Annotated in this window: 12 protein-coding genes and 1 pseudogene; all 13 read right to left on the reverse strand. The window is 49.5% G+C overall.

All coding sequences use genetic code 11. The features are described from left to right. Positions 1–17 precede the first annotated feature (17 nt). Positions 18–638: a DUF4159 domain-containing protein gene (locus B5M13_RS08265; protein WP_080055232.1), complete on the reverse strand. Its 621-nt coding sequence runs from the start codon at positions 636–638 to the stop codon at positions 18–20. Between the two features lie 255 nt (positions 639–893). Continuing rightward, positions 894–1,397, reverse strand: a complete 504-nt coding sequence (locus B5M13_RS08270; protein ID WP_155297214.1) for a GNAT family N-acetyltransferase — start codon at positions 1,395–1,397, stop codon at positions 894–896. Between the two features lie 21 nt (positions 1,398–1,418). Then, positions 1,419–2,090: a Uma2 family endonuclease gene (locus tag B5M13_RS08275; protein ID WP_080055233.1), complete on the reverse strand. Its 672-nt coding sequence runs from the start codon at positions 2,088–2,090 to the stop codon at positions 1,419–1,421. 68 nt (positions 2,091–2,158) lie between these two features. Next, positions 2,159–2,677, reverse strand: a complete 519-nt coding sequence (locus B5M13_RS08280; RefSeq protein ID WP_080055234.1) for a GNAT family N-acetyltransferase — start codon at positions 2,675–2,677, stop codon at positions 2,159–2,161. Between the two features lie 124 nt (positions 2,678–2,801). Next, on the reverse strand, positions 2,802–3,041 hold the full coding sequence (locus tag B5M13_RS08285; RefSeq protein ID WP_080055235.1) for a DUF2442 domain-containing protein: 240 nt from the start codon (positions 3,039–3,041) through the stop codon (positions 2,802–2,804). Between the two features lie 7 nt (positions 3,042–3,048). Then, positions 3,049–3,318: pseudogene (dhiT, locus tag B5M13_RS34515) on the reverse strand (type II toxin-antitoxin system toxin DhiT). A gap of 29 nt (positions 3,319–3,347) precedes the next feature. Next, positions 3,348–4,685: a TldD/PmbA family protein gene (locus B5M13_RS08295; protein ID WP_080055236.1), complete on the reverse strand. Its 1,338-nt coding sequence runs from the start codon at positions 4,683–4,685 to the stop codon at positions 3,348–3,350. 105 nt (positions 4,686–4,790) lie between these two features. Further along, complete coding sequence (locus B5M13_RS08300; RefSeq protein WP_080055237.1) at positions 4,791–6,431, reverse strand: TldD/PmbA family protein; 1,641 nt, start codon at positions 6,429–6,431, stop codon at positions 4,791–4,793. A 265-nt stretch (positions 6,432–6,696) separates the two neighbouring features. Next, positions 6,697–8,061 (reverse strand): TldD/PmbA family protein, encoded by a 1,365-nt coding sequence (locus tag B5M13_RS08305; RefSeq protein ID WP_080055238.1) that lies wholly within the window; start codon positions 8,059–8,061, stop codon positions 6,697–6,699. 33 nt (positions 8,062–8,094) lie between these two features. Next, positions 8,095–9,735 carry a TldD/PmbA family protein gene (locus B5M13_RS08310; protein ID WP_080055239.1) on the reverse strand — a complete coding sequence of 547 codons (1,641 nt, stop codon included), beginning with the start codon at positions 9,733–9,735 and terminating at the stop codon, positions 8,095–8,097. A gap of 345 nt (positions 9,736–10,080) precedes the next feature. Further along, entirely contained in the window at positions 10,081–11,430 is a 1,350-nt protein-coding gene (locus B5M13_RS08315) for a TldD/PmbA family protein (RefSeq protein WP_080055240.1), read from the reverse strand. A 104-nt stretch (positions 11,431–11,534) separates the two neighbouring features. Then, positions 11,535–13,175: a TldD/PmbA family protein gene (locus B5M13_RS08320; protein WP_080055241.1), complete on the reverse strand. Its 1,641-nt coding sequence runs from the start codon at positions 13,173–13,175 to the stop codon at positions 11,535–11,537. Positions 13,176–13,303: 128 nt separating this feature from the next. After that, a complete protein-coding gene (locus B5M13_RS08325; RefSeq protein ID WP_080055242.1) occupies positions 13,304–14,638 on the reverse strand; it encodes a TldD/PmbA family protein in 1,335 nt (444 codons plus the stop codon). Positions 14,639–14,658: the final 20 nt, after the last annotated feature.

The raw sequence follows: 14,658 nt of genomic DNA on the forward strand, positions 1-14,658 counted from the left end.
ATTCTACATCTTACATCTTATACGTATACCATGGCGTAGGTGATGATATTGACACCAAACTTTGTATTGTCTTCGGCCAGAAAGCGTTTGTTCCGAAAGTCGTAATCCCACTCGCAGCCGTAATCTTTGTTGCTATACAATACCCCAATACGCCCGTTGACGATAATGGCTTTCAGGTAATCATGCACCAGGTCGTCGCCCCAGCCGTTCAATTCAAATGAGGTGGTTGGTGGGCCATCGTCAAACTTGAAAAAACAGGTATAGATCGGGTGCGTATTCGGAATTTTCTGCAAGGCCTTCGGGCCAAATGTGCGGGCCATTTCCTGCTCGAACGATTTGGCAAATAAACCATCGACATCATGATTACAATCGTCGACGAAAACGAAGCCCCCGTTCTGAACGTAGCGTTTGAAATGGTCGCGCTCCTGAGCCGAAAACTCCACCAGTTTGTGACCGCTGAGGTAGCAGAACGGACTTTTAAACAAGTCGGGACTGCTCAGTTGCACCACACGCTCCTTCTGATCGACAGCCAGAGTAGTATACTCAACCAGTGAATGCATCAGATTAGACGGCATTCGTTGATCGGTATCCCAGTCGCCAGAGGTATACTGGATTCGGGTGAAAAAGAATGGTTTCAAACTTGTTTGTTGAGAAGTAGTATCAATCTCAGTTCCAGTGGAATCTATAGAATAATACTATTGGATGTTAATATTATATTCATCTTAGAATCAGTTAGTCAACACGAAGTCACTACCCGAATTCGTTGAATTGAATCCTAAAAATACATTTTCTGCGGCTAAATCGCTAGATATCCAAAGAGGATTTTGCAAAAATCAATAGAGGATTTGCGAATGAATTGAAGAACGGACCGGGTGGGGGTTCTTGCAAAAGTCCTATAACGGTTTTCCCATCACAAAATCCTCCATCAGAAATCCGTCGCCAATGTCAATGTCTTCGTTCCCTACGATGGAAAAACCAACGCGCTCGTAAAACTGAATAGCTTTGTTGTAGCGGTTCACATTCAGTCCCAATCGGTCGTTGTTATTGGCTTTGGCAACCTCGGCCACTGCATCAATCAGCAAACGACCCACACCCTTGCCCTGACTGGCTGGGAGCAGATAAATTTTGTGGATTTTGGTAAGCGGCTGGCCTTTGTAATTCAACTCATACGAGCTATAGCCCAGAAACTCCTGGGTCGTATCATCTTTAGCCAACAAAAAAACGTGCTGTTTATCATTGACCTGACTTTTCAGTGATTCCAGACTGTACATCATGTCGAGCATGTAGCTAATCTGATTAGGGGATAGAATCTCCCCAAATGTATTGGGCCAGGTTCGGTGAGCAATATCCTGAATAGTAGGTAAGTCGTGTTCGGTGGCTTGGGTAATGGTAATCATAAAGGAGGTTGCAGCCTTGGCTCAGGCTGATTTTTTCATGAGTAGCTGTAAGGTGTCCAGATTGACTTTCTTATCAAAAATAGCCTGAACCGGAATTTGGAAGCCGGGTATGGTAAGGGCGTTTAGTGTATCGTTGATGTACAACGTAGCTACGGAAGCAAAAGCCATTGTCGCTTCGTCCAGTTGGTATTGCTCGACCGATTTCCGAACGGGATCAATTATCCAATATTCCCCAACGCCGTGTGCGGCATAATCTTCGAACTTAATTCCCCGGTCGCGCCCAGTTGTACTTTTTGAGAGAATCTCAACGATCAGATCAGGTGCTGGGTGCTCCATCTGGTCGTCCTGAAATGAGCTGGCTGTTTCCTGATTCCAATAGCAGATATCTAGTTCATAATCATTACGTGTCAGACCGACGAGGGCCTTTTCAGAATCGACTACGCCCAGGTCATTAAGTAAAACGTAGTTTTGCAAGAGATTTTCCAGATACTTAGAAGCGTCCAGATGCCTCCGTTTAACGGGTGAGGGCATGATGACTTCACCGTTGATAAATTCGGCTTTGATATCGTCACGAAGCCATTCCCGGAACGCTTTACGGCGCTGTGCTTCATCGGCCAAAATAACCTGCGCCCGTTCGATAACCAGTTTGGCATCGGGGGCTTCTAACAGATCGTTAACACAGGTTGAGAGCATTTAGTGTATAGCTTATGGAGTGATGAAGTTACGAAAGAATACAATTAGTAGCGTAACGCTCGGTACAGTTAAGGGACAAAGCCCGGTTTGGTCCAGGCCATGAGCAGGCTGTCTTCGTAGGAGCCGTCCTGATTTCGGGTTTTGTGTTTCATCCGGCCTTCCAGCTCAAAACCCAGACGTTGATACAGGCCAATCGATTTCTGGTTTGAGGATCTGGATTCGAGTTCGACCCGGCTTACTTCGGGGAATAGTTGCTGAACGTTATCAAGGAAGGCCTGAAACAGCTTTTTACCGATACCTTTACCCTGATAAGCTGGATGAACGGCAATAGTTAAACCCGTCAGAATGTGGTCGAAAATACGCAACCCGTATTTGGATGCATGGATTTCGGCAATAACTGCCTCCGAATCAATTATGGCAACCAGCATAAGACCCTGCCGAGCAGTTGTCTGAATAAGCGTTTCGATATAGGCTTCCGTAATTTCCGGTTCGGTGCGGGCAATGCCCTGGCTTATCCGGGCTACTTCCCGGTGGAGTTGGAGGATGGCATCTTTGTCAATAGTTGTTGCCTTTCGAATACAAACCATAGGGATAAACGAATTGGTCGGCCTTCTGTATCAAAAATGGCCGACCAATTAATTAGTTTTTATACTTGCTGTAGTGCGGATAGCTCCCCATTTTTTATTAGAAGCTATTTGAGTTAGTTGCTACCTAACTAATCGATTGACTATCTAAATACAGCGTATCAGGGTCTAAATCAAGGTCATTGGGCCAAACTATACTACCATTAAACGCGCGGATTCCGTTGAACACAGATGTATCCCGTAATTCTTGAAAAATGCCGATAGACAAATAGGGCTTTACGTCAAATAGTTTTCGTTCCTGATTCGTAAATAGTAACTCAAGGCGATAATCCTCGAGCGGTTTTACGCCTATAACGCGCGGATTCATAACCAATTTATTTTAGAGGATCAATTGGGAATACCTTTTGACCATTGATGGCAAGTTGCCAGTCGGCCATTAGGCTTTCTCGATGAATTTCAATCCAGGCTTCAACCAGTTTGATTTTACCTTTTGGCTACTTTCCTTCTAACAACTCGCCACTTTCAATCGTGAAAACAGCTTCCATTTCACCATAACGAACATGAATATGAGGTGTAAAGTGCTGTTTATTGTCGAAATAATACAGGCTGACAATTAGCCCGTAAAACATAGATATAACTGGCATAGTCCATTAGTACATAAGTCACAAGGCTCTTACACCGCATCGGATAAACTCGTAAACGTAAACTCCCGAATCTTCATCGGTGGAATGAGGTAGTTCTGGTCCGTTTCAGTGCTGACGACGCGCTCCGGTTTACCCAACGACTCCAGGTTATTCAGCATGATGATCGGACTTTCATTGAACCGGAAGTTTTTGATCGGGTGTTTGATCTTGCCATTTTCAATGTAGAATGTCCCGTCACGTGTGAGGCCGGTGAGCAGAATGGTTTGCGGATCGACGGTGCGGATATACCAGAGCTTCGTAACCAGAATACCTCGCTGCGTGCTTTTGATCATCTCTTCCAGCGACGCATTGCCCCCCATCATAATTAGATTGCCGGGGAAAGGAATTGCCTTTTTACCCGTTTTTTGCGCCCAATAACGCGAATAGGCCAGATTTTTCACCACGCCTTTCTCAATCCACATGGTTTTTTCCTGAGGGCGTCCATCGCCCGACCAGGGGGAAGCTGGTAACTCAGAATTGGTGGGGTCGGAGTAAATCGTAACGCGCTCGTCCACAATCTTGTCGCCCAATCGGGATTTGCCACCTGCTTTGCTGAAATATGACCGCCCTTCATCGGCCGAGCGGGCATCCAGGTTGAAGTAGATGTTTTCGAGCAAAACGGCAGCGGCTGTCGGTTCCAGAATAACCGTGTATTTGCCCGGTTCGATGGCCCGTGCTTCGGCAGAACCCTGTCCTTTCTGGATGGCTATTTTAGTGGCGGCTTCGGTATCTAGTTTATTGAAATCGCTATAACCCCGCGCTACGTAGCCAGAGCCTTTGCCATCTTCGGTACGAACGGTCAGCGAAAAATTGACATTCGTACTGGGGTAATAGGCAAACAGCCCCTTCGAGTTCATCATGGCTGAGTATCCATATTGATCCTGCAAAAAACCAGCGGCTACCAGCTTTTGGTCACGAGCCAGTTTCAGGCTTTTGGCTACTGCGTCGGCTCGCGTATCTGGGGTGATTTTAGCGGTTGAGTCGAAGAAACCGTTCGACTTGATGTATTGTTGCGGGCCCAGAACGCTCACATATTCAGGGTTTTCGGGCGCTAATCGGGCTAGTTCTTCCGACCGGCGAACTACTTTTTCGAGTGAAGCATCGTCGAATTCATCAATGGTCGCTACACCCACTTTTTTGCCAAAAGCGGATTGAACGGCCAAATTTTTATTAATTAGCGAGCCGCTGGTCGACACTTCGTTACGGGCATAGCGCAGGTTACCACGCTCTTCGCCCAGCAGATTGACCTCGCATTCATCTGCTTTGGAGTAACTTAAAACTTTAGTCAGCAGAGCTTTTGCCTCTGCTTCAGTTAAGATGATAGCCATGTTTTTAGGTAGGAGCGAGGAGTTAGGAGCGAGTAGTGAGAATGCTGACGCATACTTTTTTGGCTTGCGCCAGCATTCTCACTACTCGCTACTAACTCCTGTTTTTTAAATTTTCCGGGCTGTATTGATCACATTGACGCCATTGAAGCGGGCAGTTGAACTACCGTGCGAAACGGCGCTTGATTGGGGAGGCTGGCCTTTACCGTCGAAGAAGGAGCCGCCTAGCCGATAATCTTTCTCATCGCAAACTGCTACACAGGAGTTCCAGAATTCCTGCGTGTTCGACTGATAGGCAACGTCTTTCAGCATGCCCGCAATTTGCCCGTCTTTGATTTCGTAGAAGAGTTGTCCGCCAAACTGGAAGTTATAGCGCTGCTGATCAATGGAGAACGAACCATCGCCGATGATGTAAATGCCTTTTTTAACATCTTTGATCATCTCCTGAACCGATAAGGGGGTTTTGCCTGCCGCCAGCGATACGTTGGCCATTCGCTGGAATTGCACTGAACTCCAGCTATCCGCATAACAACAGCCCTGCGATTCTTTCTCACCAATGATATGTACCTGATCCCGAATGGCCTGGTAATTGACCAGCGTCCCATCTTTCACTAAGTCCCATTTTTTAGTTTGTACCCCTTCGTCGTCATAACCAACGGCTCCCAGCGAACCCACCTGTGTTTTATCGGCAAAGAAGTTGACTTGCTTGCTGCCGTAGTTGAAGTTCTTCGACTGCCACTTGTCGAGCGTTGCAAAGCTGGTTCCGGCGAAGTTGGCTTCGTAGCCCAGCACGCGGTCGAGTTCGAGGGGGTGACCGACGGACTCGTGGATAGTCAGCCATAGGTGCGAGGGGTCGAGTACCAGATCGTATTTACCCGCTTCGACTGATTTGGCGGTATGTTTGGCTTTGGCCTGTTTGGCAGCGGCAATGACATCTTCGAGCATGTCGTAGCCTTTGTTGTAGCGGGTGGTGATTCCCGAAACTTTATCGGCCGGATTGGCTTGAAGGTATTCGTACCCCATGCCGACAGGGGCGCTTAAGGCATTGCGAGTTTCAAATTTGCCCGTTTTGGCATCAATCGAAGTGACATCAAAAATAGGCCAGATGCGGTGTATGTCCTGGTCGGCATAGGTACCATCGGTGGAGGCAAAATACTTTTGCTCGTTTACCATAAACAACACCGAGTTCACAAAGTTGGCCCCGTTCTTCATAGCCGCGCTGTTGACCTCCATCAGCAAATCGACTTTTTCTTTGATGGGTACTTCAAACGCGTTCTTTTGAATGGGTACTTTCCAGGTTACCTCGCCATAGCCTTTCTGAGGAGCTAGCTGAACGGGCTGTTTCATCAGCTTGGCATTCGCTTTCGCAATGGCAACGGCTTTTTCGGCTGCTTTAGCCGTATCCTCCTCACTTTTGGCATCGACTATGGCGGCAAAGCCCCAGCAACCATCCGCAATGACCCGAACGCCTACTCCATACGATTCAGTGTTGACAATATTCTGAACTTTGTCTTCGCGGGTAACGACAAATTGATTCAGGTAGCGACCAATCCGAACATCGGTGTATGAAGCCCCTTTACTTTTGGCGGCATTCATGGCGGCATCGGCCAGCCGTTTTTTAGTGCCAACATCCAGGCCGGGTTCCAGTAGTATTTCGGGGCTGACTGGCCGGGAAAAGGCAGGTAGTGTAGGCAGCAGGATTCCAGCGGCTCCCATGCCCAGCAGTTGGTTGAAATCTCGACGATTCAAGGTTTGTTTCTCCTATGTTATTGAATGAAATGAAGTGTAGTTAAAACTATGCCAAGTTACAGATGGAACGCTAAAATTTGGAATTTTAGCATAGTTACTACGCCGATTGCCAATGTTTGTTGGCTTTTCGCGAATAAAGACCAAATCGGGAAAAGAAGCCTGGGTTAATTATTTGGGTGGTAAATGAGCTATTTGAACGGCTACTAAAAAAGGGAGCTGTGCACAAGTACAGCTCCCTTTTTGAATAGATAAAACGGATATTTCCTTAAATCGCGTCGGAAAGGCTGGTGAATGTAAAATCGCGGGCTTTTACTGGAGGAATCAGATTGCCATTTACTCGCATAGGGGTTCCCAGTGCTTCGACGTTGTTGAGCACAATAACAGCACTTTCGTTGAAGCGGAAGTTTTTGACCGGAAATTTGATCTGCCCATTTTCAATGTAAAACGTACCATCGCGGGTCAGGCCCGTTTGAAGTAACGTTTTGGGGTCTACCATACGAACGTACCAGAGCCGAGTGACCAGAATACCTTTGTCGGTGCTTTTGATCAGGTCGGCCAGCGATTGGGTGCCGCCTGCCATGATAAAGCCGGTAGGGGGCGGCACCGCCTTAACGCCTTTCTGAGACGCCCAGAAGCGTGAATAACTCATGTTTTTAACCACTCCATTCTCAAACCAGGTTAGCTTCTCCTGTGGGCGCCCGTCGCCTACGACACCTCCACCCAGAAAGGAGCCGGTACGGTTTCGGCCTTCACTGGCAAACGGTTCGCTGGGGGCTTCTGGGTTCATAGGGTCGGAGTAGATAGTTATGCGCTCATCGATAAGCTTTTCGCCCAGGCGCGTGCCTCCTCCTTTTCGGCTTAAAAAGCTTCGTCCTTCGTCGGCCAGACGGGCATCCATTCCTGACATCATGCTTTGCAGAAGCGTCCCCATAGCGGTCGGCTCCAGAATAACCGTGTATTTGCCGGGTTCTAAGGTACGGGCGTTGGTGGAAGCCATCGCCTTTTGCATGGCAATGCCTGTTACGGCACGCGTTTTCAGTTTGGTTATATCGTTGAAGTCGCGGGTTACGTAGCCGGAGCCGGTCCCATCGACCGTTCGAACCGTAACCGAGAAATCAACGGAAGTGGCTTTGTTGTATCCAAATAGCCCTTTGCTGTTGGCAATGGCTGAAAAACCGGTTGTATCCTGTAAGAAACCGGCAGCACTAAGATTCTTCTGCTCACAGGCATCTACGCTATCGAAGGCAACCTGTGCCCGAGCTTCTGCATCCATTTTGGCCGTAGTGTCGGCGTACATCGGCGTTTCGAGGTAGGTCTGTGGCCCAATCATGGGCATATACTCCGGGTTTTCGGGCGCCAGTCGGGCAATTTCCTCAGCCCGTCGAACGGTTCGTTCAATGGCTTTGTCGTTGAATTCGTTGACCGTTGCCGAACCCATTCGCTTGCCAATTCCGGCCGTAATGAGCAGCGACATATTATCCGCTTCACCCCCAGACGAAACGCTGTTGAGCGCATAGCGGATATTGCTGGTCCGCCCCCCGCTCAGGCTAACGCTCATTTCATCGGCTTTGGAAAACGTCAATACCTTTTCCAGAATTTTCTTTGCTTCTTCCTGCGATATGATGGCCATGTCTTTGGATAGTAGTGAGGAGCGAGGAGTTAGTTATATTTTCCGTCCGGTATTGAGTACGTTGACGCCGTTGAAACGGGCGGTCGAACTGCCATGCGAGACTGAATTGATCTGAGCGGGTTGACCCTTGCCGTCGAAAAACGTGCCTCCCATCCGATAGTCGCGTTCGTCACACACTTTTACGCACGAATTCCAGAATTCCTGGGTGTTGGACTGATAGGCTACATCACGAAGCATCCCGACAATCTGACCGTCCTTGATTTCATAGAAGAGTTGCCCGCCAAACTGGAAATTGTAGCGTTGCTGATCGATGGAGTAGGAGCCATCGCCGATAATGTAAATGCCTTTCTTTACATCCCGGATCATTTCATCGACCGTGAGTCGTTCTTTGCCCGGTGCCAGCGATACATTGGCCATGCGCTGGAACTGTACGGTACTCCAGCTGTCGGCATAACAGCAACCCTGCGACTCGGCTTCTCCCAGCATGTGTACCTGGTCGCGAATGGCCTGATAGTTGACCAGGATACCGTCTTTTATCAGGTCCCATCGTTTGGTTTTTACCCCTTCGTCGTCCCAGCCTACATCGCCCAGCGAACCGGGCTGGGTTTTGTCGGCAAAGAAGTTGACCACATTGCTGCCGTAGTTGAATTTCTTCGATTGCCATTTGTCGATGGTAGCAAACGATGTACCGGCCAGATTGGCTTCGTAGCCCAGCACCCGGTCCAACTCCGTAGCATGGCCTACCGATTCGTGGATGGTTAGATAAGTGTGCGATGGGTCAAGAACCAAATCGTACTTGCCCGCTTCGACCGACTTGGCTTTTAGTTTCAGGCGGGCTTGTTTGGCAGCGGCTTCGGCGTCTTCGAGCATATCATACCCCTGTTTGTAACGTGTGGTTACACCCGTCAGTTTGTCGGCCGGATTTGTTTGTAGATAGTCGTAACTACGACCCATGGGTGCGCTGAGGGAGTCGCGGGTAGCCATCAGGCCGCTCGCCTTGTCCACGGCAGTAACGGTGAAATTAGGCCATATCCGGTGCACATCCTGATCGATATAGGACCCATCCGTCGAGGCAAAATACTTCTGTTCATTGATCATGAACAGGGTATTGTTGACGAAGTTGGCCCCGTTTTGAAGCGCAATACCGTTGGCTGTCAGTAGTAGATCGACTTTTTCCTTGACGGGTACTTCAAACGAATGCTTTTCGACCTTGGTCTTCCAGCTTACTTCGCCAAATCCTTTTTGTGGGGCCAGTTGAACGGGTTTCTTGATCAATCGGGCGTGCGCTTTGGCAAACAGAACAGCTTTTTCGGCTGTGCGGGCCACATCTTCTTCGCTTTGGGTGTCGCCAATGGCTGCAAACCCCCAGCAGCCATTGGCAATTACCCGGACACCAACACCAAACGACTCGGTGTTGATAATGTTCTGTACCCGGTTTTCGCGGGTCATGATATATTGATTCAGGTAGCGGCCAATGCGTACATCGGCATAGGTAGCGCCTTTGGCGGTAGCTGCATTTAAGGCGGCATCGGCCAGTCGCTTTTTGACCAGTATATCCAGACCGGGTTCCAGTAATTCTTCGGCACTAACGGTACGGGCCAGGGCGGGCATTTTGGGTAGCAGTAACCCGGCTGCTCCCAGGCCAAGTGTCTGGGTAAAGTCTCGACGATTCAAATTGTATTCCTCCTATTGATTGAGTGAGATGAAGCAGACAGTTCGGGAAGGTGTGAGAAGCGGTAATCTCTAATCGGCGAGGTTATCATCACAACCACATCTGAAAGTTGAAGAATATCAACTTGATAATCAAATATATTTTGGAAAATAATTTTAATATTAATAAAAATTAAAGAATAATTATTTGAAATATTGATAAATATAGAAATAAAAAATTGAGTTGCCTCGGTTGCGCTATTGGAATAGCTGTGAATGACTCCAGGAATCAGGTAAAGTGGCTATGCGCATAAAAAAAGCCATCAGCCCAAGGGCTAATGGCTTTTAAATCAGATCGAATGAATCGGATTATACCGCATCCGACAGGCTAGTGAAGGTAAAGTCCCGGATTTTCATTGGCGGAATCAAATTCCCGCCTGCCCGAACAGGTTTACCTAACGCTTCGACGTTGTTGAGCATGATGACCGGGCTTTCATTGAAGCGGAAATTTTTGACCGGAAATTTGATCTGCCCATTTTCAATGTAGAATGTCCCATCGCGGGTCAGGCCCGTATAGAGTTGCGTTTGGGGGTCAACGGCGCGGATATACCAGAACCGAGTGACCAGGATGCCTTTGTCGGTGCTTTTGATCAGGTCGGCCAATGACTGATTGCCACCCATCATGATAAAACTGCTGGGTCCTGGAACCGGCTTGACGCCTTTTTTCTCGGCCCAGAAGCGGGAATAGGCCATGTTTTTGACTACTCCGTTTTCGATCCAGGTGCGTTTTTCCTGCGGAAGGCCTTCTCCGCCACCTCCGCCAAAGCGGCCACCTCCACCTCCGCCAAAAGGCGACAGTGGTAATTCGGCATTCATCGGATCGGTGATAATGGTTACGCGTTCATCGAAGAGTTTTTCGCCCAGGCGAGTACCGCCCCCTTTTTTGCTCAGAAACGAGCGACCTTCATCGGCGCTGCGGGCGTCAATGCTACGCATCATGTTTTGCAGCAATTCGACCGACGCCGTTGGCTCCAGAATAACCGTGTATTTACCTGGCTCAAGGGCTTTGGCGTTGACCGATGCGAGGGCTTTACCAATGGCTATTTCGGTAGCGGCTTTGGTGCTGAGCTTACTTATGTCGGTAACGTCGGGATTTGCATACCCAGAGCCAGTACCATCGGCGGTACGAACGGTAATCGAGAAATCAACGTTTGTCGATTTGTTATAGCCAAATAGCCCTTTGCTGTTGCCAATGGCGGCAAATCCGGTGGTATCTTCCATGTACCCGGCAGCCGTCAGATTCTTTTTCTTACAGGGGTCGATGCTGTCGAAGGCAGCCTGTGCCCGGAATTCGGGATTGATTTTGGCAGTGCTTTCGGCGTAAGTAGCTGTTTCCAGATACGTCTGTGGCCCTAACATGGGCATATACTCCGGGTTTTCGGGCGCCAGTCGGGCGATTTCCTCAGCCCGTCGAACGGTTTTTTCCAGCGAGGCATCATCAAACTCGTTGATGGTTGCGGTTCCTGAACGTTTGCCGAAAACGGCTGTTACCGACAGCCCCAGGTTGTCGGATTCGCCACTGGTCGATACCGAGTTGCGAGCATAGCGAATGTTGCCTGTTCGGTTTCCGTTCAGGCCAACACTCATTTCGTCAGCCTTCGAGTAGGAGAGGACTTTATCGATTATTTTTTTTGCTTCGTCTTTGCTTAAGATAGCCATATCTTTTGATTAGGAGTCAGGAGTGAGAAGTGAGGAGTGAGTATGCGCCAGCCTGCGCGGCCCGGCATTCTCACTCCTCACTTCTCACTCCTGACTCCTGTTTTTTAAATTTTCCTTGCTGTATTGATCACATTGACGCCATTGAAGCGGGCGGTTGAACTACCGTGCGATACGGCGCTCGACTGTGGGGGTTGACCCTTGCCATCGTTGAAGGCACCGCCAAGCCGATAATCACGTTCATCACAGACGGCTACGCAGGAGTTCCAGAATTCGCGGGTATTGGCCTGATAGGCAACATCTTTCAGCATACCAACGATCTGCCCGTCTTTGATTTCGTAGAAGAGTTGTCCGCCAAACTGGAAGTTATAGCGCTGCTGATCAATGGAGAACGAGCCATCGCCGATGATATAGATACCCTTCTTGACATCTTTGATCATCTGATCGACGGTCAATGGGGTTTTGCCGGGTGCCAGCGATACATTGGCCATCCGCTGGAACTGTACCGAACTCCAGTTATCGGCATAGCAGCAGCCCTGTGATTCTTTCTCGCCAATGATATGCACCTGATCCCGAATAGCCTGGTAATTGACCAGAATGCCATCCTTCACTAAGTCCCACTTCTTGGTTTTTACGCCTTCATCGTCCCAGCCCACAGCCCCTAGCGAACCGGGTTGGATTTTATCCGCGAAGAAATTGACCTCTTTACTACCGTAGTTAAAATTCTTGGTCTGCCATTTGTCGAGGGTTGCGAACGACGTACCGGCGTAGTTGGCTTCATAACCCAGCACGCGGTCGAGTTCGAGGGGGTGGCCGACCGATTCGTGAATGGTTAGCCACATGTGCGACGGGTCAAGAATCAGATCATACTTGCCCGCTTCGACCGACTTGGCCGACACCTTTTCTTTGGCTTGCTTGGCGGCTGCGACAATGTCTTCCATCATGTCGTAGCCTTTGTTGTAGCGGGTTGTAACGCCCGAAACCTTATCGGCCGGATTGGTTTGCAGGTAATCATAGCCCATGCCCATCGGCGCACTCAGCGAGTTACGGGTAGAGAAGCGTCCATTCGCCGGATCAACAGCGGTAACGGTAAAGTTTGGCCCGATGCGGTGAATATCCTGGTCGGCATAGGTGCCATCGGTTGAGGCAAAATACTTCTGCTCGTTGATCTGGAACAGGACGTTGTTGACGAAGTTGGCGCCATTTTGCATAGCGGCTGCGTTAGCGGCCAGCAGCAAATCGACTTTCTCCTTAACAGGCACTTCAAATGCATTCCGTTTGATAGGTGCTTTCCAGCTTACTTCACCATAGCCCTTTTGCGGAGCCAGTTGAACGGGTTCGGTCAGGAGCCGGGCGTTGGCCTTGGCAATGTTGACCGCTGTTTCGGCTGCTTTGGCGACAACCGATTCGTCGCGGGCGTCACCTACTGAGGCAAATCCCCAGCAGCCATTGGCGATCACACGCACCCCTACGCCATAGGATTCGGCGTTGATGATCCCCTGCACTTTGTTTTCGCGGGTGAGCACGAACTGGTTCAGGTAACGACCAATGCGCACATCAGCATAGGTAGCTCCTTTCGATTTGGCAGCATTCAGCGCGGCATCGGCCAGGCGTTTCTTTTTCGAAACATCCATGCCCGGTTCCAAAAGTGCCTCGGCAGGAACGTTACGGGAAAAAGCAGGCAAACTGGGCATGATGATGCCAGCAGCGCCCATGCCTAAAAGTTGGTTAAAATCTCGACGGTTCATATTTTTTTAAGGCTATCACACAGATCGGACCGCCGAAGCGGATGCACAAAGCATCACAAAGATTCACGGAGTGAAAAATTAGAAAAGCGTTTGAGCCATTTCAGGGCGGATCTCTGTGTAATAATTGTTTAGACTGCGTCTGACAAACTGGTGAAGGTAAAGTCTCGGATTTTGAGGGGAGGAACCAGGTTGCCGCCAATACGAACGGGTTTGCCCATAGCCTCCAGGTTGTTGAGCATGATGACCGGGCTTTCGTTGAAGCGGAAGTTTTTGACCGGGAATTTGATCTGCCCATTTTCGATATAAAACGTCCCGTCGCGGGTAAGGCCCGTATAGAGCAACGTCTGTGGATCGACCGGACGGATGTACCAGAGTCGGGTAACGAGAATACCTTTCTCCGTACCTTTGATCATATCGGCCAGCGATTGGGTGCCGCCTTCCATAATGAAGTTACCGCCCGGAGGAGTTGCATGGACTCCTTTCTTTTCGGCCCAGTAACGTGAGTAGGGCATGTTTTTGACAACACCCTTTTCAATCCAGGTTACTTTTTCCTGCGGACGTCCATCACCACTGAAGGCACCCGTGGGAACTTCCAGATTAGTAGGGTCGGAGTAGATGGTGACCCGTTCGTCGAAAAGTTTCTCCCCTAACCGGGTACCGCCCCCTTTTTTGCTCAGGAACGAACGACCTTCGTCGGCATTGCGGGCATCCATCGACCGAACCAGCGCCACCATGAGCGACGCATCGACATTGGAGACCAGCGCAGCCGGTTCCAGAATAACGGTGTATTTACCCGGCTCCAGTGCCCGTGCATTGACCGACGCCATCGCTTTCTGCATGGCGATCTCCGTCATATTTTTCGTGCTGAGTTTCGAGACATCCGTCACGTCCTGGGTTGCATACCCTGAGCCTAATCCATCGGCGGTACGAACGGTGATGGAGAATTCGACGGAGGTTTCACGGTTATACGCCGATAGGCCCTTACTGTTGCCAATGGCATTGAAACGGGTCGAATCTTCCATGTACCCGGCGGCTACCAGATTCTTTTTGCGGCAGGGATCAAGGCTGTCGAACGTCGCCTGTGCGCGATAGGCCGGGTCCATCTTAGCCGTATTTTCTGAATACGGATCGGTCGATAAATAGGTCTGAGGCCCCAGCATGGGCATGTACTCCGGGTTTTCGGGTGCCAGTCGGGCGATCTCTTCGGCCCGTCGGACGGTTTTTTCCAACGAGGCATCGTCAAACTCATTGACGGTTGCCGTACCGCTTTTCTTGCCAAAAACTGCCGTTACGGCCAGCGATAAATTGGTGCCTTCGCCACTGGTCGATACCGAGTTGCGGGCATACCGAATATTGCCGGTACGCCCACCCGTCAGGTTGACGCTCATCTCGTCCGCTTTCGAGTAGGAGAGGACTTTATCGATTATTTTCTTTGCTTCGTCTTTGCTTAAAATGATAGCCATATCTTTTGATTAGGAGCGAG

This window comes from Spirosoma aerolatum (genome assembly GCF_002056795.1).
Taxonomy (GTDB): Bacteria; Bacteroidota; Bacteroidia; order Cytophagales; family Spirosomataceae; genus Spirosoma; species Spirosoma aerolatum.

What these genes read in the sequence shown, in the direction of transcription:
- B5M13_RS08295 (WP_080055236.1), bottom strand. Translation starts at nt 4,685, where the DNA reads ATGGCTATCATCTTAACTGAAGCAGAGGCAAAAGCTCTGCTGACTAAA.
- B5M13_RS08275 (WP_080055233.1), bottom strand. Translation starts at nt 2,090, where the DNA reads ATGCTCTCAACCTGTGTTAACGATCTGTTAGAAGCCCCCGATGCCAAA.
- B5M13_RS08305 (WP_080055238.1), bottom strand. Translation starts at nt 8,061, where the DNA reads ATGGCCATCATATCGCAGGAAGAAGCAAAGAAAATTCTGGAAAAGGTA.
- B5M13_RS08270 (WP_155297214.1), bottom strand. Translation starts at nt 1,397, where the DNA reads ATGATTACCATTACCCAAGCCACCGAACACGACTTACCTACTATTCAG.
- B5M13_RS08325 (WP_080055242.1), bottom strand. Translation starts at nt 14,638, where the DNA reads ATGGCTATCATTTTAAGCAAAGACGAAGCAAAGAAAATAATCGATAAA.
- B5M13_RS08320 (WP_080055241.1), bottom strand. Translation starts at nt 13,175, where the DNA reads ATGAACCGTCGAGATTTTAACCAACTTTTAGGCATGGGCGCTGCTGGC.
- B5M13_RS08315 (WP_080055240.1), bottom strand. Translation starts at nt 11,430, where the DNA reads ATGGCTATCTTAAGCAAAGACGAAGCAAAAAAAATAATCGATAAAGTC.
- B5M13_RS08285 (WP_080055235.1), bottom strand. Translation starts at nt 3,041, where the DNA reads ATGAATCCGCGCGTTATAGGCGTAAAACCGCTCGAGGATTATCGCCTT.
- B5M13_RS08280 (WP_080055234.1), bottom strand. Translation starts at nt 2,677, where the DNA reads ATGGTTTGTATTCGAAAGGCAACAACTATTGACAAAGATGCCATCCTC.